Consider the following 20,145-nt stretch of genomic DNA (forward strand, 5'->3'; position numbering starts at 1 on the left):
CATTGTGCCCGAATTGGAATGTGAACGAGCCCGGGACGAAACCGGGGACGTAAGCGGGGGAGGAATCACATGCTCGGCTTCGTCGTGCGCCGACTGCGCGGGCGACTGCCGCTGGCCGGCGCCGTCCTGCTCGCGGTGCTGATCACCACGGCCGTGCTCACGGCGCTCGTGGCGTTCAACGCCAGCGTCGGCGAAGCCGGCCTGCGCCAGGCGCTGCAGGGCCCCGGCCACGCCCGCACCACCGTCGTGGTGACCGGGGAGCACGGGCTCGACGCCCGGGCCAAGGACGAGAAGGCGATCGCCGACTACAGCGGCAAGCTCTTCGACGGCCTGCCGGTCACCACCCGGACGATGCTGCGCAGCCGCTCGTACGCCCTGCCCAGCGCGGCGGTCAACAGCGGAGCAAGCGGCAACGGCGCCGCCGCGAGCGGCACTTCGGGCGAAGCGGGAACGGCCGGCGCCTCCGCGCTCCCCGCCACGGGCCCCGCCGCCCAGCCCGACCTGACCGTCCTCGCCGACCTCGACCGCTCCCGGGTGAACCTGGTCGGCGGAGCCTGGCCCGAGGCCACCACCGCGCCCGTCGCCGGCACGGCCCCGCAGGTCGCCGTCCCGAAGACGATGCTCGAGCGGCTCGGCCTGACCGCCCAGTCCCTGCCCGCCGAGGTCCGCCTCGTCGACCGGCTCGGCGGCGCCGAGCTGGCCGTCCGCGTCACCGGCGTCTACCGGGCCCAGGACCCGGCCGACCCGTACTGGCGGATGGACCCGGTCGGCGGCCGAGAGATCCAGGTCTCCAGCTTCACCACCTACGGCCCGATGATGGTCGACCAGAGCGCCTTCACCGCCGCCGGACTGATCCAGAGCAGCCGGGGCTGGCTGCTCGACGCGAACCTCTCGGGCATCGACCAGTCCACCGCCGAGGCCATCGGCGAGCGCACCCGGGGTCTCGGCGACCAGCTGCGCGCCGACGCCTCCCTCAACGCCACCACCGAACTGCCGGTCATCATGCGGGAGTTGTCCTCCAGCATGATGGTCGCCCGGTCCACCCTGCTGATCGGCGCCCTCCAACTGGCCGTCCTCGCCGCCGCCGCGCTGCTCCTGGTCGTCCACCTGATCGCGACCCGGCAGGAGGCGGAGAACGAACTGCTCGCCGCCCGAGGCGCCTCCGGCGCCCGGCTCGGTGCCTTCACCGCCATCGAGGCCGTGCTGCTCGCCGTCCCCGCGGCCCTCGTGGCACCGCTGCTGACGCCGCTGCTGGTACGGGCCCTCGCCGGGCTCGGCACCGGCCGCCAGCTCGACCTCGACACGGGCCTCAGCTGGACGCTCTGGCCCGTCGCCCTGATCTGCGCCCTCGCCTGCATCGCCCTGGCCACCGTCCCCAGCCTGATGCGCGGGGCCGGAGCCGCCCTGCGCCGCCGCGCGGGCCGCCGCCAGGCCGTCGTCTCCGGCATCGCCCGCAACGGCGGCGACCTCGCCGTCCTCGCCCTGGCCGTGCTCGCCTACCAGCAGCTCAGCCAGTACGGCAGCGGGATGTCCGTCGACTCCTCGGGCGCCCTCGGTGTGGACCTGCTGCTCGTCGCCACCCCGACCCTGGCCCTGTGCGCCGGCACCCTGGTGGTGCTGCGGCTGCTGCCCTTCGCCGCCCGGCTCGGCGCCCGGGTCGCCGCCCGCGGCCGGGGGCTCGGGCCCGCGATGGTCGGCTGGCAGCTCGCCCGCCGCCCCGCCCGCGCCACCGGACCCGTCCTGCTGCTGGTGATGGCCGTCGCCACCGGCGTCCTCGCCATCGGCCAGGGCGCCACCTGGACCACCTCCCAGCGCGACCAGGCCGCCTTCGACACCCTCGGGGGCCTGCGCATCAGCGGCTCGCAGAGTGCCGTGATCGGTCAGGGCGGCCGCTACGGCGCCCTGCCCGGCGGCGACCGGATCGTCCCGGCCGTCCTGGAGGACCAGGCCCTGCCCAGCGGCACCGGCAAGCTGCTCGCCGTGGACACCAAGGCCCTCGCCGAGCGCATCCCCGTCCGCGAGGACCTGCTCGGCGGGCACACCGCCGGCGAGCTCTTCCCCCCGCTCGCCGCGAACGCCCCCACCGGGAACGCCGCCGGAATCCCGTTGCCCGGCAAGCCGCTGCGGATCGATGCCGACCTGACCGTCAACCAGACCGTTCAGACCGACATCAAGCAGCGGACCGTGTTCGGCGCCTCCACCGTCCACCCCGAGATCCGGGTGCTGCTGCGCGACCGCTTCGGCCTCATCCACAAGGTCCCCTTCCCCCAGCTGCCGCTGACCGGGGACGTCCACACCTCGATCGACCTGGGCGCCGCCGTCGACGCCCCCAGGGGCGCCGTCTCCGCGCCGCTGACCCTGGCCGGAATCAGCGTCGCCTTCGGCGACCGGGCCGAGGGCGAGGTCACCGTCCACCGGATCGCCGTCTCCGACAGCGCGGACGGCCCCGCCACCGCCGTGCCCGTCCCGGACGGCTTCGGCTGGAGTGTGAACTCCCCGCCCGTGCGCGTCATGGGCAACGCCAACGGCGGCCCCGCCGCCACGCTCGGCACCGAACCCCTGGGCGCCGACCGACTGTTCACCCTGCGCTACCGCAACTCCAACGGGTTCGCCGGGGAGTCCCTGCGCGCCACCCTCACCCCCGGCGGCCCGGCGGCCCCGGCGGCCATCCCCGGCGTCGCCACCCACGACTACCTGCGCGTCATCGGCGCCAAGGTCGGCGACACCGTCCAGGTGCCGTTCGCCGGAGTCGTCCTGCGGGTCAAGGTCACTGCCGAGATCGACGCCGTGCCTGTCGCGGGCCGCAGCACCCTCGTCGTCGACCTCGCCACCGCCGCCAACCTGCTCGCCGGCCAGGGCCGCGACCTGCCCAACCGCACCGAGTGGTGGCTGCCCGCCGCCGGACCGGGCGACCGGGCCCCGGCCGAGGCCGCCGCCGCCCTGCGCGGCGCCCCCGGCGCCCAGGACCTGCACCTCTACCAGGAGAGCGCCGACGCCCTCCTCGAGGACCCGGTCGGCGCCGCCCCGCAGAGCGCCCTGCTGGTGATCTCCATCGTCACCGCCGTGCTCGCCGCCATCGGCTTCGCCGCCGCCGTGGCCGGCTCGGCCCGCGAACGCTCCCGGGACAACGCCCTGCTGCTCGCCCTCGGCGCGCCGCGCCGCGTGCTCGCCCGGACCGTCGCCGCCGAACAGGCCCTGCTCGTCGGCCTCGGGGGAGTGGTCGGCCTCGCCCTCGGCGCCCTGCTCGTCCACCTGATCGTCCCGTACGTGGTGCTCACCTCCGCCGCCGTCCGGCCCACGCCCCCCGCGCTGGTCGAACTGCCGATCGGACGGGCACTGCTGCTCACGGCCGCGATCGCCGTCGTCCCGCTGCTGTCGGCCTTCCTGATCGGACGCCGCCGTCGAGACGTGGCCGCCCGGCTGCGCCACGTGGAGGAGATGTGACCACCAAGGCCGGCACCACCGTGCCCGAACCCGTTCCCACCCCCGCCACCCCGGCGGCCCGGCCCGCACCCTGGGTCCGCACCCGGCTGCGCGCCACCCCGCTCGCCGCGCTGCTCATGGCGGCCCTCGCCCTGGTCACCGCCTTCCTCGCGGCCGCGTTCCCGCGGCTGTCGGACCGGGGCGCGGACGCCGCCCTGCGCGAGTTCACCCACAACCTGGGCGTCAACGCGACCAGCTTCTCCGCGACGGGAGCCACCCTCTCCGACGACACGGCCGGGCAACTGGACACCGCCCGGGACCGGCTGACCCGCGAGATCGGACGTCAGATTCCGCTCAGTCCGGTCGGCGAGGTGTACGGCACCCGGGTCAAGCGCGACCACGGTCTGTTCAACCGGGGCCTCACCCGCCTCTCCGACAGCACCCCGCCGATGCTCGACCTCCTCTACGTCCACGGCCTGCGCGACAAGGTGACCCTGACCGCCGGGACCTGGCCGGGCGTCACCGCCGGGGGCGCGCCGCTGCCGATCGCCATCAGCGAGAAGGCCGCCGAGGCCATCGGCATCAAGCTCGGCGACGTCCTCGACAACGGCGAGGACGGCGTCGGCCCGGTGCGCACGTCCGTGGTCGGCCTCTACCGCGTCAACGACAGCCAGGACCCCTTCTGGGAGGACCTCGGCTGCCCCTCCCGCGCCTGCCTGGCCGGTGGGCCGGACACCCTGCACTGGAGGACCACCGGCTTCGTCGGCGGCGAGAGCCTGGGCGCCCTGTCCAACTGGGGCTCCGTCGGGCAGAACTTCTGGCGGGTGCCGATCGAGACCGGCGCCCTGCGCGTCGACCAGCTCGACCACACCCGCGACATCGTCAACTCCTTCATCGCCGGGCGCGGCGCCTCCGCCCTGCCCGCCCTGACCAACCGGCCCGAGATGCACGTCAACTCGATGCTGCCGGAGGTGTTCACCCGGGCCACCGTCCGCTACCAGGCCGCCGCCCCGCTGGGCGCGATCGGCCCGGCCGGGGTCGCGGGCGTCGCCGCCGTGGTGCTCTGCCTGGCCGCCGCGCTCACCGCGGACCGGCGCTCCGGCGAGATCAAGCTGCTCCAGGCCCGGGGAGGCTCGCGCACCGGCGTGCTGCTGCGCCTGCTCGGCGAGGGCGCGGTGACGGTCGTGCCGGCCGCGGTGCTCGGCTCCGCGCTCGCGGTGGTGCTCCTCCCCACACCGCGGTGGGGCAACGCGGTGCTGACCGCCCTGGTCGCGACGCTGCTGGCCGTGCTGGCCTTCCCGGTGCGCGCCTCGATGATCATGTCCAAGCCCCGGGCCGCCGCAGGACGGCGACGGCTCGTCGGCGAACTCTGCGTCCTCGCCGCCACCGCGGCCGCCGTGGCCGAGGTCCGCCGCCGCGGCGTGGCCGCCCCCGGCGCCGGCATCGACCCGCTGCTGGTGCTCACCCCGCTGCTGCTCGCCGTCACCGGCGGCATGGTGCTGGCCCGCCTCCAGCCGTTCCTGGTCGGCCGGCTGTCCGCCCTCGCCGGGCGCGGCCGCGGCGTGGTCGGCTTCCTGGGACTCGCCCGCGCCGCCCGGGGCAGCACCGCCGGGCGCCGCCCGTCCGTCCTGCCGCTGCTCGCCCTGCTGATCGCCGTCACCACCACCGGGTTCGGCGCCACCGTGCTCGACACCGTCGACAACTCCCGGATGCGGGCCGCCCGGATCGCCAGCAGCGGCGACTCCTCCGTCGCCATCCCCACCTACGGCACGCTGCCGGAGGAATTCGTCAAGGCCGCCGGCGAACTGCCCGGCGTCCGGGCCGCGACCGGCGCCTGGGTCGAGACCCAGGCCACCTTCATCGGCGGCGACCACGACTCCACCAAGGTCGTCCTCATCGCGGCCGAACCGAAGGCGTACGCCGAGATCGCCCGCACCCTCGGGGTCGGCGAGTTCGACCCGGCGAAGCTGGCCGCGGCCCCCGGCGGCCGGGACACCCCGGTGCCCGCCCTGTTCAGCCGCGACCTGGCCAAGCGGCTGGCCACCGGCCCCGCGCGGGTGCACCTGCCGGGTGGCTCCGACCTGAGGACCACCGCCGCGGGGATCGTCAGCGCCACGCCCGCCCTCGCCCAGCCGGACCAGTCCTTCGTGGTCGTGTCCGCCGACGCCGCCGGGGAGCGGATCGCGGAGTTCAAGAAGATGAACAAGTGGTTCGCCGTCGGCGACATCGACCCCGGCGCCGTCCGATCCCTGCTGCTGGAACGCGGCGTGAACAAGATCTCCGGCTACGTCAAGATGCTCAGCGACGAAGCCGCGGCCGCCGGAAAGGGCGCCTTCGGCCTGCCGCCCGGCTACACCGTGCACAGCAGTCAGGAGGAGGCGGCGGCCCTCGCCGCCGACCCGCTCCAGCGCTCCGCCGGCCGGCTGTTCTGGTACGCGGCCTTCGCGAGCGGCGGATTCGCCCTGCTCGCCGTGCTGCTGACGCTCGTCCGGGCCGCGCCCGAGCGGACGGCGCTGCTGGCCCGGCTGCGCACCATGGGCCTGCGGCCCCGGCAGGGCCTGGCGCTGATCATCACCGAGACGCTGCCGCAGACCTTGACGGCCGCCGTCGGCGGCGGGTTGGTCGCCCTCGCGGCGGTCGGGCTGATCGGATCGGCCATCAACCTGTCGGCGCTGGTCGGCGCCCGGGTGGACGACGAGCTGCTGCCCTCGCCGGCACCCGTGCTGCTGCCCACGGCCGGGCTGGCCCTGGTGGTCTGCCTCGCGGTGGTGCTGGAGACGGCGATCTCCGGGCGGCGCCAGATCGCCACCGAGCTGCGGGCGGGGGAGAGCCCGTGACGCGGCGAACCTCCGTACTCCTCCCGCTCGTTGGGGTGGGCAGGCGGACGGACCTGTGGACAGGCACGCGGACGGACATGTGCAGGACCGAGCAGACCGTACAGACCGTACAGACCGAGCAGACCGTACAGACAGTCGAGACAGGAGACGAGCGGTGACAAGCACCCAGAAGGAGCGGACGGCCGCCGAGGCCCCCAGCCTGCAGGAGCTCCGGCAGCGGGCCCTCGCCGCCGCCTCGCCCAAGGCGTACGGAGAGGGCGCGGCCATCGTCTGCGACCGGCTGGTGCGGATCTTCAGCGCCGAGGGCGTCGAGGTCCAGGCGCTCCAGGGCCTGGAGCTGACCATCGACCAGGGGGACCTCGTCGCCCTGGTCGGCGCCTCCGGCAGCGGCAAGTCCACCCTGCTGACCATCCTCGCCGGGCTCGACGTGCCCACCGCCGGCACCGCGACCGTGGCCGGCTGCGACCTGCTGGAGATGTCCGCCAAGGAGCGGCTGCGCTACCGCCGCGAGGTGGTCGGCTTCATCTGGCAGCAGACCGCCCGCAACCTGCTGCCCTTCCTCACCGCCGCCGAGAACATCGCCCTGCCCATGCAGCTGCGCGGGCGCCGCGGCGGGGCCGGCAGCGCCAACCGGCAGGCCGCACGGGCGGCGGAGCTGATGGAGGCGCTGGAGATCGGCGAGCTCGCCCACCGGCGGCCCGCCGAGATGTCCGGCGGCCAGCAGCAGCGGGTGGCGATCGCGGTCGCGATGGCCAACAACCCGCCGGTGCTGCTCGCCGACGAGCCCACCGGTGAGCTGGACTCCGAGACGGCAGGGGTGATCTTCGAGTCGTTCCGCACCGTCAACCGGGAGCTGGGCGCGACCGTCGTGATCGTCACCCACGACCCGATGGTGGCCGGCGAGGTGCGGCGCACCGTCGCCATCCGGGACGGGCGGACCAGCAGCGAGGTGCTGCGCCGCACAGTGACGGACGAGCACGGCGAGGAGTCGGTCAACGAGCGCGAGTACGTGATGCTCGACCGCACCGGACGGGTGCAGCTGCCGGTCAAGTTCCTGGAGGCACTGGGGATGGAGCACCGGGTCGCCGTGGACCTGGCGGCGGACCACATCGAGGTGCGGTCGGACGACCTGGCGGGGCACTCCTAAGTCCTTCGGTCCTTCAGTCCTGGTCCCCGCCGAGGCGGGGGAGGAGGCCGCTGCCCTCGGCATCCGTGCGGATGTCGGGGGCGCGGTCGTTCCCGCCCCCGCTGGTTCCGGTGGCGGCCCGGGTGAGGCGGGCGAACAGGAGCAGGGCGGTCGCGGCGACGGCGAGGATGCCCAGCGCGGTGAGGACGCGTAGCCAGCTCAAGGTCGGGCCTCCTGGGGACGACGGTGCGGCCGCAGAGGTCTCATCGGCAGTCCGGTCCGCTCGGTCGAGCGGTTCGGGGGCGGTTCTTCCCTCGGGCTGCCGCACGAGCGGTGGCCCGCGCGGGCGCTCGACGTACTCGTGGGGCGCGTCAGACCGCCTCGTGCGCCCCCGTGGCGGCGACGGCCCGTCCGGCCGGTGCGTTCGGTGCGTTCGGTGCGTCAGCCGGGTGGAGCAGGGCCCGGAGGGCGGCCAGGTCCGGCTTGCCCAGGCCCGTCAAGGGGATGCCCGGGAGGAGCAGGAGGGTGTGCGGCGCGTGCCGTGCGCCCCCGCGCTCGACGCTCCAGCGGTGCAGCTGCTCCACCGTCACCCGGGAGTCGGGCGCGACGGCCACGGCGGCGTGCACCCGCTCCAGCCCGTCCGGGTCGGCGGTCGCGAACATCACCGCCTCGCGCACCTCGGGGTGGGAGCGCAGCGGCTCCTCCACATCGCGGGGGAACACATTGTGCCCCTCGACGATGGCCATCGCCTCGCCCCGGCCCACCACCGTCAGATAGCCCGAAGCGTCCAGCGAGCCCAGGTCCCCGGTGCGCAGCCACCCCCGCCGCAGCACCCGCTCCGTCAGCTCCGGATCGCGCCAGTAGCCCGCCATCGCGGTCGGGGTGCGCGCCTCGATCCAGCCGACCGCGCCCGGCGGCAGCGGCGCGCCCTCCTCGTCCACGATCCGCACCTCGACGTCCGGGAAGGCGCGCCCGGCCGTCGACAGCAGCCGCGGGTCCAGGTGCTCGTCCGGGCCGAGCCTGGTCACCGGGCCGCACTCCGTCAGGCTGTACGTCTGGTGCAGCACCCGGCCCAGCCGCCGCGTCGCCTCCGCCAGCCGTCGCGGCGAGGGCAGGCAGCCGGTGTAGCCGATCAGCCGCAGACTGCCCGTGTCCGCCGAGGGCAGCAGCGGGTGGTCCAGCAGCCGGTAGAGCAGGTGCGGCGGCAGGAAGGTGCGCGAGACCCGGAAACGCTCGATCGCCTCCAGCACCGCCTCCGCCTCGAAGCCCTCCTGCATCACCACCGCGCCGCCCGCCGCCAGCGCCAGATCGGCGGTGGTGCCGCCGCCGTGGCAGAGCGGGGTGCAGAGCAGGAACACCGAGCCGCCGGGCAGAGCCGGTCTCGGGGGGCGGCCGAAGCGTCTCATCACGCCCTTCGGCCGCCCGGTCGTGCCGCCGGTGAACCGCACGCCCATCACGTCCCCGGGCACGCAGCGCGGCTCCAGCGGCTCCGCCGAGCAGTCGGCCGCCAGCTCCAGCAGGTCCGCGCCGAGGTCGGTGGGCCCCAGCGCGAACAGGCCCGCGGAGGGCAGGGCCCGGGCGACCGCCTCGGCGGCGAGCCGGCAGGCGCCGGGGTCGAAGACCAGCGCCGCCGTCCCCGCGAACTCCGCCAGCTCCGCCGACTGCCGCGGGGGCGCCAGCGGGTAGGGCATCGCCACCCGGCAGCCCAGCAGGTTCGCGGCCAGGCGCACCAACAGCGCCTCCGGGCGGTTCCCGGAGATCACCGTCACCCCGTCCCCGTGGCCCAGCCCCGTCCGTTCCAGCGCCCGGGCCATCCGGAAGACCGAGTCGAGGCACCTCTGCGCCGTCCACGCCTCCTCGCCGAACCACAGGGCCACCCGGCCCCGGTCCTGCGCCAGGCCGTCCAGCACCAGCTCGATGTACGTGGGCTCCGTGTTCGACATGACCTGACCCAGCCCTCGCTCGATTTTGACGGTGCGTCAGCGTAGCCCACTGGGGCGGATGTGGCTGCCGGTGATGCGGCGGGAAAATGCGCTCGCCGCGCGGCCGGGCTCCCCCTGCGCTCGGGCCCGCGGGGACCGGTGCGAAGGGGGCGGGATGAGCAGGGCGGAAGCCGTACGGGCGGCGAACGCGCTGGGGGCGCGCTGGGCCGGGGAGGCCGTCGACGGGAACGGGGGCACGGTCCTGATGCCCGCCGGCCTCTGGTCGCTGCTCGGGCTGCTCGCCCCCGCCGGGAGCGGGCCGGTGCGGGCCGAGCTCGCCGAGGCCCTCGGCCTGGCGCCCGCGAGCGCCGCCGACCGGGCCCGGGACCTCCTCCGGGAGGCGTGACCTGCGCAACACCCCGTCGGCGGGCGGGCACTGGAAGACTGGGACGGCAAGGATCCGTTCGAAGAGAGGCCAGCGCCCGCATGTCCAGCAGTGCCGCCGTCGACAATCCCTGGTTCCGCCGGTTCAAGCCCTCCGACTCCGCCCCCGCGCGGATCGTGTTCTTCCCGCACGCCGGCGGCTCGGCCAGCTACTACCTGGAGTACGCCAACGCGCTCGCGCCGTACGCCGACGTGCTCGCCGTGCAGTACCCGGCCCGGCAGAACCGGCTCGCCGAGCCCGGCATCTCCTCGGTGCCCGAACTCGCCGACCAGCTCGCCGTGGAGCTGCGGGGCTGGGCCGACCGCCCGATCTACTTCTTCGGCCACAGCATGGGCTCGGCCGTCGCCTTCGAGGTGGCCAGGCGCTTCGCCGACCAGGACATCGCCGTGCCCGACCACCTGTTCGTCTCGGCCGGCCGCGCGCCCTCGCTGCCCCGCGACACCTCCGTGCACCTGCTCGGGGACGACGACCTGCTCAAGGAGATCGCCGGACTCGGCGGCACGGACGAGCGCATCCTCGCCGTCCCCGCGCTGCGCCAGGTGATCCTGCCGTCGCTGCGGGCCGACTACACCGCCATCGAGACGTACTGGTGCGAGCCGGCCGTGACCGTGCCCGTGCCGATCACGGGCCTGGTCGGGGAGACCGACCCGAACGCCACCCTGGAGCAGGTGGGCGCCTGGGCCGGGCACACCACCGGTGGCTTCGACCTGCGGGTCTTCCCGGGCGGGCACTTCTACGTGGCGGACGAGGTGGAGGCCGTGACCGCGCTGATCCTCGGGCACCTCAACCCCTGATCCTCGGGCACCTGAACCGCTGATCCGGGGCCCGCTCTCCCCGCCCCGGTGACGTATCCGGCGGGCTCGACTACTGTGCTGCTCTCAGCCTGACGGACTGTCAACGGAGACCCGTCGGGGGGACATCGGGAGGCCGAGTGCGCCGGATCGCCGTCGTCGGAGCGGGCCAGGCGGGCCTGCAGCTCGCACTCGGACTGGTCGCGGACGGGCACAGCGTCACGCTCGTCGCCGACCGGACCCCGGACCAGGTGCGCGGCGGGCGCGTGCTGTCCACCCAGGCCATGTTCGGCCCGGCGCTGCGGATCGAGGCGGCGGCCGGGCTGGACCTGTGGGCGGACGAGGCGCCGTCCGTGTACGCCGTCCGCTCCGCGCTGTGCGTGCCGCCCGGCGTCAAGGCCCTCGAGTTCACGATGACCCTCGACGAGCCCGCGCAGTCCGTCGACCAGCGGATCAAGCTGGCCCGCTGGCTGGAGCTGCTCGCCGAGCGCGGCGGCGACGTCCGCTTCCGCTCCCTCGACCGCGAGGGCCTGCGCGAACTCGCCCGCCGGCACGAGCTGACGATCGTCGCGGCCGGGCGCGGTGAACTCGCCGAGGTCTTCGAACGGGACCGGCGCCGCTCGCCCTTCGACCGGCCGCAGCGCAACCTCACCTGCCTGTACGCCCACGGCGTCGGCTCGCCGGACCCGGCCACCGAACCCCGCGCCCGGATGCACGCCCTGCCCGGCCTCGGCGAGCTGTACCTGCAACCGGCCCTCACGCTGTCCGGGCCCTGCGCCATCCTGCTCTGGGAGTCCCTGCCGGGCGGGCCGCTCGACGCCTTCGGCGACCATCCCGCGCCCGAGGTCCAGCTCGCCCGGATGCGCAAGCTGATGGCGGAGTACCTGCCCTGGGAGGCGGAACTCTGGGCCGAGGCCGAGCCGACCGACGCGGGCGCCGGGCTCTCCGGCGCCGTCACCCCGGTCGTGCGCCGCCCCGTCGCCGAACTCGGCTCGGGCGTCGACGCGGTGCACGTGCTGGGCATCGGCGACGCGGTGGTCGTCAACGACCCGATCACCGGCCAGGGCGCCAACAGCGCCGCCCGCGCCGCCGACGCCTACCGGCGGGCGATCGCCGAGCACGGCGACGCGCCCTTCACCGCCGACTGGATGTGCCGCACCGCCGAGCGCTTCTGGCAGCAACACGCCCGCCACGGCGTGCGGTTGACGGCCGACCTGCTGACGATGCCCGAGCACCTCCAGGGCGTGTTCGCGGCGGCGGCCGAGTACGACGAGGTGGCACGGCGGCTCGCGAACACCTACGTCGAGCCGAGCGACCACGCGGCCTGGCTGGCGACGCCGGAGCTGACGAGCGCCTACCTGGACTCCGTGCGCGCCTCCGCCGGCTCCTTCGCCCGCTCCTCCGACGGCGGCTGAGCGGCGATCGTGCAGAGGCGCTTGGTGGCCCGGGTCAGCGCCACGTAGAGGTCCCTCTCCCCGCCGGGGCGGGCCGCCGCGATCTCCTCCGGGTCCAGGACGACCACGCCGTCGAACTCCAGGCCGCGCGCCTCGGAGGCCGGCACGACGCGGGCGAGCCGGTCGACGCCCCGGGCCGTCAGCTCGACGGCCCGGGCGTCCGCGCAGACCACGCCCAGCAGTTCGCCCGGGTGCGCGGCGCCCTGGGCGCGGAGCTCGTCGAGGGCGGCGGTGACCAGCTCCTCCACCGGTGCGGTCACGGTGCGGGGGCGCTCGCCGCTGCGCAGTGACCGGGTGGGCCGCTGGTCCGGGGCGATCCGGGCGAGCAGGCCCCGGACGCTCTCCAGGATCTCCTGCGTGGTGCGGTAACTGACGGTCAGGTCGTGCAGCTTGAAGCGCGGCCCGAGGTGCGGGGCCAGCGCCTCCTTCCAGTCGCGCGCCGTCGCGACCGGGCCCGCCTGGGCGAAGTCGCCCACCAGGGTCATCGACCTGGACGGGCAGCGGCGCACGATCATCCGCCACTGCATGGCCGTCAGCTCCTGCGCCTCGTCGACGACGACGTGGCCGTACGTCCGCTCGGGCGGGCCGTCGACCAGGCCCGCCGCCTCGTCCAGCAGCGGGGCGTCCGCCTCGGTCCACGGGGCGCCGGGAGCGCGCAGCAGCCGGGACCGCTCCTGCGCGGTCAGCCGGGGCAGGTGCTCGGCGAGGGCGTCGGCGTCGGTGAGCAGCGCCTCCACCAGGCGGCCGGGTGCGAGCCTCGGCCAGAGCGCCTCGACGGCCCGGTCGAAGCCGGGGTCGTCGAGGAGGTCGGCGCGGACGGCGTCCAGGTCCAGTTCGTGGGCCGGGCCCGGGTCGGCCGCGCCCTCGGTGCGGCGCCGGGCGGCTCCGGTGAACCGGTCGAGGTCGAGGCCCGTCAGCTTCTCGGTGTCGGCGTCGATCTGTTCGAGTATGTCGCCCATGTCGCGCTGCATCGCGTCGGTGACGGCGTCGGCCAGGAGCTCCTTGAACACCTGGCGCGCGGGGTTGTGCCCGGGGACGGCCGTCACGGAGGCCTCGCGCGCGGTGGCGACCTCCTCGGCGGCCAGGTGGACCGTCTCTCTCCCGACCCGCACGGTGAAGTCGCCGGCGGGGGCCTGACGGGTGCGCAGCAGGGCGGCCAGGGCTTCGGCGAGGCCGGTGGCGCCCTTGAGGCGTGCCGTGTCGAAGGGGTCCGTCGCCTCGGCGGGTGCTCCGGCCAGTTCCCGGCAGGTCGTCAGGACGACGTCGTTCTCCCCGAGGGAGGGGAGGACCTGGGAGATGTAGTCGAGGAACCGGGCGTTCGGGCCCACCACCAGGACGCCCTCCTCCGCGGCGCGCGGGAACGCGTACAGGACGTAGGCCGCCCGGTGCAGGGCGACCACCGTCTTTCCGGTGCCGGGCCCGCCCTGCACCACCGTCACCCCGCGGTGGGCGGAGCGGACGACCTCGTCCTGCTCGGCCTGCAGCGTCGCCACGGCGGCCTGCATCCGGCCCGTGCGCCGGGCGGAGAGGGCCTCGGTCAGCGGGCCGTCGCCCAGTACGTCCCCGTCGGCGGGGGCGCTGCCGTCCAGCAGCTCGTCGCTCACGGAGACGACCGTGCGCTCGTCGAGGCCCAGGTGCCGGCGCCGCCGCAGGCCCATCGGGTGGACCGGCGTGGCCTCGTAGAAAGGCCGCGCCGCATTCGCGCGCCAATCCACGAGCAGCGGCAGTTCGTCCTCCTCCGTGTGCAGTCCGATCCGCCCGATGCGCAGGGTCGTTCCGTCCGCCCGGTCGATCCGCCCGAAGACCAGCCCCTTTTCGGCGCCCTCGAACCGGCCGATTTCCCTGGCCAGGCGTTCGGCGGTGATTTCCCTCTCGTACGCCTCACCCGCGCCGCCGGCCGGGGCCCGCAGCAGGTCAGCGCGGTTCACGCGGGCTTCGGAAAGCCGGTCGGTGAGGAGTGCGTAGAGGGAGGACACGTATTCCTGCTCCGCGTCAAGCTCTCGCGTGGCGGGATCAATCGTCTTCGACTTCGGCAAGAGGGGCTCCTTCGATTCAAGTCGATTCGAGTCGATTCGAGCCACACCATACGGTCGAAGTTCCCGGAAAGGTAAGTCTTGACTTACCTCGCGAAACCGTGTCTTTGTGACGGAACGGAGTTTTGTGAATTCCGCGTTCCGTATATCTTTCCCTGCTTTTTCCAATTGCGCGCCTAACCGAGGTCGAACGCGGTGGGGGCGTGCCCCTGCCAGATCGCGCGGGCCGCCTGCTCCGGGTAGCGGGCGGTCCGCGTTTCGGCGTCCAGGACGCGGGTGAGCTGCCCGTTCTCCTCGTGGGCGGGCCAGCCCGGGTCGCCGGTGGTGGCGAAGGAGACCCAGGCGCTGCGGAGTTGGCGGGAGACCTCGACGGCCGCCGCCGGGGGCGGGTCGCCGAGGAACCGGCGGGCGGACGGGGCGTCCAGGGTGCCGAAGGCGAGCGGGATGTCCAGGCCGTGGCAGGCGCCGAGCACCCCGCCGAGGCCTGCGGCGGGCAGGGCCAGTTCGAACAGGTAGGAGCGGCCGCCGGCGGCGGAGTTGGCCTCGGCCAGGTGCAGGGAGGGCATCCGGAACAGCGCGTCGGAGCCGACGGCTTCGAGCAGGGCCTCCCAGCTGGCGTCCGGGTAGGCGGCGCGGTACGCCTCGGTGCCGGCGGGCGGCGGGGCGAGGAGGCGAAGGGCCGTCCGGGCCTCCTCCTCGGTGAAGGTGCCCATGCGCCCGCTGAGGACGGTGAACAGCCGGAACTCGTCGCGGGTGTGGCCGACGAGCAGGTCGGTCCCCTCGGCGGCGCCGCAGGCGAGGGCGGCCCAGGGCATCTCGGGCAGCACCTCGCCGTCGACGACCGGGACGGTGGCGATGCCGGTCTGGGCGAGCCGGCCCCAGCGGTCCAGGTGCTTCGGCAGCTCCGAGTCGAGGGCGGTGACGGCGGAGGCGAGGCGCCACGGGTCGACCTCGGCCAGGGCGGCGGCCGTGGGGGCCGCGCCGACGCGTTCGGCGAGCGCGGCGGCGACCTCGGCGGCCAGGGCGGGAGTGGCGAAGTTGCCGGGTACGGAGTGGGCGACGGCCCGCCGGAACAGGCCCTCGGCCGAGGGCATCACCATCAGCGCGGCCACCGAACCGGCCCCGGCGGACTGCCCGGCGACGGTCACCAGGCCGGGATCGCCGCCGAAGCCGTCGATGTTGCGCCGCACCCAGTGCAGGGCCGCCTCCTGGTCGAGGAAGGCCCGGTTGGCCGGGGCGCCCTCCAGCAGGGCGAAACCCTCGGCGCCCACGCGGTAGTTGACGGTCACCACGACCAGCCCGGCCGAGGCCGGCCCGGGTGAGACCAGCGCGGTCGGGTCGTAGAGCGGGTCGCCCGAGGTGCCCGACAGGTACCCGCCGCCGTGCACCCAGACCAGGACGGGCAGTCCCGCCGCGCCCGGGTCCGGGGTGCAGACGTTGAGGGTCAGCCAGTCGGTGCCGTCGGGGGCGGGCTCGGCCTGCAACGGGCCGGACTGCGGCACGACGGGGCCGAACTCGGCGGCCTCCCGCACCCCGTCCCAGGGCTCCGGCCGGACGGGGGCGGCGAAGCGCAGCGCCCCCACCGGCGGCTGCGCGTACGGGATTCCCCGGAAGACGGCGAGTCCGCGCTCGCGCCGCCCCCGGACGGCTCCCTCAGTGGTGCGGACGACGGGCTGCTCGGGCAGATCGGTCATGGTGACGGTCCCTCCCTCGGGTCTGGCTCCACCGTACGGGCCCTCACGCCGGGGCGGAGGACGGGTGCGTGGGAGGCTGTCCGGGTACCGCGTCCAGTCCGCGACCGGGCCGCCCCGCGACCGGATCAGCCCAGCCAGGAGCCCCGCCATGGACCAGCCCGCCCGCACCAGCCCGTCCGTCCTGGGCCTCGACGCCACCGCCTCCGGGCACCCGGCGGGCATCCTGGAGGCCGCCGAGCACGCCGAACTGCGGGGCATGGACCGGCTGGTGGTCGCCGAGACGGCCTACGACCCGTTCCTTCAGCTCGCCCGCGCCGCCGACCGGACGGAGTCCATCGAGCTGGCCACCGGCATCGCCGTGGCCTTCGCCCGCACCCCGATGACGCTCGCCTACCAGGCGTGGGGGCTGCACGCGGCCTCCGGCGGGCGGGCGGTGATCGGGCTCGGCTCGCAGGTCAAGCCGCACATCGAGAAGCGCTTCGGGATGCCCTGGGACCGCCCCGCCGCCCGGATGGGCGAGTACGTGCACGCGGTGCGGGCGATCTGGCACAGCTGGCAGACGGGTGAACGGCTGCGCTTCCGGGGCGAGTTCTACACCCACACGGTGATGACGCCGGTCTTCTCGCCCGACCCGGTCGAGGCCGGGGTGCCGCGCATCCTGCTCGCCGGGGTCGGCCCGCTGATGACCCGCACCGCCGGGGCCGTGGCGGACGGCTTCCTGGGCCACCCCTTCACCTCCACCGCCTACCTCGCCGAGCAGGTCCTGCCCGGCCTGACCGGGGCCCGGGCGCAGGCCGAGGCGGCGGGGGAGCCGTGGACGGAGCGGCCGTTCGAGATCGTCGGCAACGTGCTCACCGCCACCGGGCGCACCGAGGAGGAGCTGGCCGCCAACCGGGCCGCCGTCCGGGAGCGGCTCGCCTTCTACGCCTCCACCCCCGCCTACCGGCCGGTGCTGGCGCAGCACGGCTGGGAGGCGTTGCAGGAGGAGCTGCACCCCCACTCGGTGCGGGGGCGCTGGGCGGAGATGGCCGCGCTGATCGATGACGAGGTGTTCGACACCTTCGCCGTCAGCGGGACGGTCGAGGAGGCGGCGCGGGAGATCCACCGGCGGTACGCGGGGCTGGTCACCCGGCTCTCCGTCAACCTGCCGGAGGGCGCGGACCCGGAGCTGGGTCTGGACGTCCTGGCGGCGGTGCGGGCGCTCGGCTGATCGTTCGCGGGCTTCGGACGGCGCCATAGGGGCACCGATCGATCGACGGGTGACCAAGAACGGGCACATTCGGGCAACCAGGCCCGGCGGTCGGCCGCGCGGGGCAGGATCGCGGACGCGGCCGGGGCATGACATCCCCCCGGCATGTCATGCTCCGGCCAGCCGCCCCGCCGTCGACCGTGGAGGTCCCCCGCGTGTCCGTGTCCGACGATCGCACCGCAGGCGACGAGGACCTCGCCGCGTCCGACTGGTACCTCGAACGCGACGAACTGGCCGACCTCGACGAGTTCCTGCGCGTCAGCGCCGAACTCACCGGCTTCGACGTCCCCGAACTGCGCGCCACGGGCCTGGCCCGCGAACACCACCGCACCACCCTCGCCCACCCCGTCCGCGACGAGGCCGACCTCGTCCACCTCTGGTACGTCGGCGCCTGGCCCGGCGAGGCCCCCACCTCCGCCCGCGCCCACGACCGGGGCCTCGCCTGGCGCACCTTCCGCGCCGACCCGCCCGGCAGCGCCGCCCCCGGCTTCGGCAGCTGGGCCGAGGCCCCCCGGGCGGGTGAGGGCCGGTGAGCACCCGCTGGGACGTCATCGTGGTCGGCGCGGGCTTCGCCGGCTCCCTCGTCGCCGAACGCCTCGGCGCCCACGGCCACCGCGTCCTCGTCCTCGAAGCCGGCCGCACCGCCCCCGACGCGCCCCGCACCGCGGAGACCCTGCGCGCCAACGGCGGCGGCCCGCCCACCTCCCCGTACCCGCACAACCCCGACGCGCCCTCACCCGACGTCGGCGACCTCACGGGCCTGCCCGAGGGCGGCTACCGCGCCACCGGACACCTGCGCCAGTACGGCCCGCTGCCCTACGCCAGCGGCTACCTGCGCGCCAACGGCGGCACCGGACTGCTCTGGACGGGCCTCACCCCGCGCATGCACCCCGAGGACTTCCGCACCGGCAGCCTCGGGCGCGGCCGCGACTGGCCGATCGGCTACGAGGACCTGGAACCGTACTACCGGGCGGCGGAACGCGAACTCGGTGTCGCCGCCGACGCCGAGGAACAGCGCAGCGCCGTCGGCCTGCCCATCCCCGGCGACTACGCCTTCCCCCTGCGGGCCCTCCCCTCCAGCCACCTCGACCGGCAGCTCGCCCGGGCCCTCGACGGCCGCACCGCCCAGGACCCCGCCATGGCCGAACCCGCCCGCCTCGCCGTCACCGGCACCCCGCAGGCGCGCAACGGGCCCGACGCCGCCCCGGGAGAGCCGGTGTGCGCGGGCAGCGCCAGCTGCGTGCCCGTCTGCCCGACCGGCGCCAAGTACACCCCGCTGCGCACCCAGGCCCGCTGGGCGGCGGGCGTCGAACTGCGCACCGAGGCCGTCGTCAGCCGGGTGCTCGCCGACCCCGCCACCGGGCGCGCCACCGGCGTCGAGTACCTGGAGCGCGGCCGGGCCCGGCTGGCCGCCGCGGACCTGGTCGTCCTCGCCGCGCACGCCGTCGAGAACGCCCGGCTGCTGCTCCTGTCCGGGCTCGCCAACCGCAGCGACCAGGTCGGGCGCAACCTCATGGACCACCCGGCGCTGCTCACCTGGGGGCTGATGCCCCGGCCGGTCGGCCCCTACCGGGGGCCCGGCTCCACCAGCGGCCTGGAGGCGTTCCGCTTCGGTCCGGCCCGGGAGCACCGCGCGCCGTTCAGGATCGAGATCGGGAACTGGGGCTGGTCCTGGGCCGGCGGCGGGGTGGAGACCGAGGCCGCCGCGCTGATCGGCTCCGGCCTGCGGGGGAAGCGGCTTCGTGACGGGCTCGGTGACCGGCTCGGGCGGCAGTTCTCCCTCCAGTTCGAGCTGGAACAGCCCGCCGACCCGGCCAACCGCGTCACCCTCGACCCGCACCGGCGCGACCCGCTGGGCCTGCCCGCCCCGGCCGTCCACTACGACCTCGACGACTACGTGCGCGAGGGCATGGTCTCCGCCCGCGCCGTCTCCGACCAGCTCTTCGCCCTCCTCGGCGCCGAGGACCACACCGCCTACCCCGCCGGCCCCGCCTGGCCCGGCCGCCTCGAACACCGGGGCGTCGCCTACGGCTACCGGGGCGCCGGCCACGCCGGCGGGACCCACGTCATGGGCGGCTCGCCCGGCACCTCGGTGGTCGACCAGTGGCAGCGCTGCTGGGACCACCCCAACCTGTACGCCGTCGGCTGCGGCTCGATGCCCTCCCTCGGCACCTCCAACCCCTCGCTCACCATGGCCGCGCTCGCGCTGCGCAGCGCCGAGCGGATGCGGCGGGACCTGGAGGAGCTGCACCGCCCGGCCGTCCTCACCCCACCCCTCACTTCGGAGTCCTCATGACCGGTCTGCCCCTGCCGCCCGTGCCCGAGCCGTACCACCTGCCCTTCCACTACGGGGCGCTGCACAACATCGGCGTGGACTACCTCGTCGATCCGCAGCGGGCGGCCCGGCTGATGGACAAGCGCCACCCCGGCCTGAGCGTCGCCGAGTTCGACGGCGGGGCGTGCGTGTCGCTCAACTACCAGCTCTACTTCGCCCAGTACCCGAACGGCGGAGGCATCACCCAGGAGCTGGAGATCAACCTGATCGCCCACCCGACCTTCGCGGGCGAGCGGTTCCCGGCCGTCGACTACGGCCAGTACGCCCGGGGTTGGGAGCAGACCAAGCTCCTCGGCATCGCCCGGCTGCACGTGCTGTGCGACAACCCGCTCGCCATCGACGCCGGGCGCCTCCTCTACGCCGAGCCCAAGCACCCCGGCTGGTTCGAGACCACCATGCCCTCGCTCAACGCGGCCGCCGTGCAGGAGCGCTGGTCCGTCTCCTGCCGCCGCGCCGCCCTCGGGTCCGAGGGCCTCCAGCGGTACGAGGAGGAGCTGGTCGCCCTCGACGTCAACCTGACCGGGCTCACCCCCGAGCCGGTCAACAACACGCCCATCACCGGCTACGGCACCGACGAGGAGGGCCGCCTCCTCGCCGGCCCCCTCAACGTCTACCAGCCCTACCGCTACTACGCGTTGGACGACCGCACCGCCGACCGCGTCCACCTCACCCTCGGCAACCCCGCCGAGGAGTCCGCCCGCGACCTCGCCCATCTCATCGCCGACGCGCCCGCCGCCGGCGTCTGGACCTACCAGTCCGCCCCGGTCGCGGCCCACAACCGGGCCTACTACGTGGGGTGATCGTGGTTCACCCGGACAGAGTCTGTGCACGAATAC

The 20,145-nt window shown here is 75.1% G+C and carries 14 protein-coding genes; 10 read left to right on the forward strand and 4 right to left on the reverse strand.

The genetic code is table 11. The features are described 5' to 3' along the window. The first annotated feature begins 69 nt into the window (after positions 1–69). The 3 genes from ACIBCA_RS18555 (at position 70) to ACIBCA_RS18565 (ending at position 7,407) form a co-directional block, all read left to right on the forward strand. Positions 70–3,444: an FtsX-like permease family protein gene (locus ACIBCA_RS18555; RefSeq protein ID WP_396283970.1), complete on the forward strand. Its 3,375-nt coding sequence runs from the start codon at positions 70–72 to the stop codon at positions 3,442–3,444. After that, entirely contained in the window at positions 3,441–6,260 is a 2,820-nt protein-coding gene (locus tag ACIBCA_RS18560; RefSeq protein ID WP_396283971.1) for a hypothetical protein, read from the forward strand. The genes ACIBCA_RS18555 and ACIBCA_RS18560 overlap by 4 nt, the downstream gene beginning before the upstream one ends. 154 nt (positions 6,261–6,414) lie before the next feature. Then, on the forward strand, positions 6,415–7,407 hold the full coding sequence (locus ACIBCA_RS18565) for an ABC transporter ATP-binding protein (protein WP_396283973.1): 993 nt from the start codon (positions 6,415–6,417) through the stop codon (positions 7,405–7,407). A gap of 13 nt (positions 7,408–7,420) precedes the next feature. Here the strand turns inward: ACIBCA_RS18565 and ACIBCA_RS18570 are convergent, their stop codons facing one another. Together ACIBCA_RS18570 and ACIBCA_RS18575 are read right to left on the reverse strand one after the other, a co-directional pair. Continuing rightward, positions 7,421–7,609 carry a hypothetical protein gene (locus ACIBCA_RS18570; protein ID WP_396283974.1) on the reverse strand — a complete coding sequence of 63 codons (189 nt, stop codon included), beginning with the start codon at positions 7,607–7,609 and terminating at the stop codon, positions 7,421–7,423. Between the two features lie 148 nt (positions 7,610–7,757). Beyond that, entirely contained in the window at positions 7,758–9,329 is a 1,572-nt protein-coding gene (locus ACIBCA_RS18575; RefSeq protein WP_396283975.1) for an AMP-binding protein, read from the reverse strand. Between the two features lie 154 nt (positions 9,330–9,483). Between ACIBCA_RS18575 and ACIBCA_RS18580 the strand changes: the two genes are divergently transcribed. The 3 genes from ACIBCA_RS18580 (at position 9,484) to ACIBCA_RS18590 (ending at position 11,959) form a co-directional block, all read left to right on the forward strand. Next, positions 9,484–9,714, forward strand: coding sequence for a hypothetical protein (locus ACIBCA_RS18580; protein WP_396283976.1), 231 nt, complete (start codon positions 9,484–9,486; stop codon positions 9,712–9,714). Positions 9,715–9,794: 80 nt separating this feature from the next. After that, positions 9,795–10,547: a thioesterase II family protein gene (locus ACIBCA_RS18585; RefSeq protein WP_396283977.1), complete on the forward strand. Its 753-nt coding sequence runs from the start codon at positions 9,795–9,797 to the stop codon at positions 10,545–10,547. A 137-nt stretch (positions 10,548–10,684) separates the two neighbouring features. Continuing rightward, the gene (locus ACIBCA_RS18590) at positions 10,685–11,959 is read left to right on the forward strand and encodes a styrene monooxygenase/indole monooxygenase family protein (RefSeq protein WP_396283978.1); all 1,275 of its coding nucleotides are present in this window, start codon (positions 10,685–10,687) and stop codon (positions 11,957–11,959) included. On the opposite strand, the gene ACIBCA_RS18595 is transcribed toward ACIBCA_RS18590, so the two are convergent. Continuing rightward, positions 11,899–13,974, reverse strand: coding sequence for a HelD family protein (locus ACIBCA_RS18595; RefSeq protein WP_396283979.1), 2,076 nt, complete (start codon positions 13,972–13,974; stop codon positions 11,899–11,901). The genes ACIBCA_RS18590 and ACIBCA_RS18595 overlap by 61 nt on opposite strands. 233 nt (positions 13,975–14,207) lie before the next feature. Continuing rightward, positions 14,208–15,725: a carboxylesterase/lipase family protein gene (locus tag ACIBCA_RS18600; RefSeq protein WP_396283980.1), complete on the reverse strand. Its 1,518-nt coding sequence runs from the start codon at positions 15,723–15,725 to the stop codon at positions 14,208–14,210. A gap of 148 nt (positions 15,726–15,873) precedes the next feature. Between ACIBCA_RS18600 and ACIBCA_RS18605 the strand changes: the two genes are divergently transcribed. From ACIBCA_RS18605 to ACIBCA_RS18620, 4 genes are all read left to right on the forward strand, one after another. Continuing rightward, the gene (locus tag ACIBCA_RS18605) at positions 15,874–16,935 is read left to right on the forward strand and encodes a TIGR03617 family F420-dependent LLM class oxidoreductase (RefSeq protein WP_396283981.1); all 1,062 of its coding nucleotides are present in this window, start codon (positions 15,874–15,876) and stop codon (positions 16,933–16,935) included. A 194-nt stretch (positions 16,936–17,129) separates the two neighbouring features. Beyond that, positions 17,130–17,507 (forward strand): hypothetical protein, encoded by a 378-nt coding sequence (locus tag ACIBCA_RS18610; protein WP_396283982.1) that lies wholly within the window; start codon positions 17,130–17,132, stop codon positions 17,505–17,507. Beyond that, positions 17,504–19,270 (forward strand): GMC family oxidoreductase, encoded by a 1,767-nt coding sequence (locus ACIBCA_RS18615; RefSeq protein ID WP_396283983.1) that lies wholly within the window; start codon positions 17,504–17,506, stop codon positions 19,268–19,270. The genes ACIBCA_RS18610 and ACIBCA_RS18615 overlap by 4 nt, the downstream gene beginning before the upstream one ends. Continuing rightward, on the forward strand, positions 19,267–20,109 hold the full coding sequence (locus tag ACIBCA_RS18620) for a hypothetical protein (RefSeq protein ID WP_396283984.1): 843 nt from the start codon (positions 19,267–19,269) through the stop codon (positions 20,107–20,109). The genes ACIBCA_RS18615 and ACIBCA_RS18620 overlap by 4 nt, the downstream gene beginning before the upstream one ends. The last annotated feature ends 36 nt before the right edge of the window (positions 20,110–20,145 follow it).

It is taken from the genome of Kitasatospora sp. NPDC051170 (genome assembly GCF_044455705.1).
GTDB lineage: Bacteria > Actinomycetota > Actinomycetes > Streptomycetales > Streptomycetaceae > Kitasatospora.

Excerpts from the sequence above, each read along its gene's own strand:
- ACIBCA_RS18575 (WP_396283975.1), bottom strand. The coding sequence starts at position 9,329 with ATGTCGAACACGGAGCCCACGTACATCGAGCTGGTGCTGGACGGCCTG.
- ACIBCA_RS18555 (WP_396283970.1), top strand. The coding sequence starts at position 70 with ATGCTCGGCTTCGTCGTGCGCCGACTGCGCGGGCGACTGCCGCTGGCC.
- ACIBCA_RS18620 (WP_396283984.1), top strand. The coding sequence starts at position 19,267 with ATGACCGGTCTGCCCCTGCCGCCCGTGCCCGAGCCGTACCACCTGCCC.
- ACIBCA_RS18580 (WP_396283976.1), top strand. The coding sequence starts at position 9,484 with ATGAGCAGGGCGGAAGCCGTACGGGCGGCGAACGCGCTGGGGGCGCGC.
- ACIBCA_RS18600 (WP_396283980.1), bottom strand. The coding sequence starts at position 15,725 with ATGACCGATCTGCCCGAGCAGCCCGTCGTCCGCACCACTGAGGGAGCC.
- ACIBCA_RS18585 (WP_396283977.1), top strand. The coding sequence starts at position 9,795 with ATGTCCAGCAGTGCCGCCGTCGACAATCCCTGGTTCCGCCGGTTCAAG.
- ACIBCA_RS18605 (WP_396283981.1), top strand. The coding sequence starts at position 15,874 with ATGGACCAGCCCGCCCGCACCAGCCCGTCCGTCCTGGGCCTCGACGCC.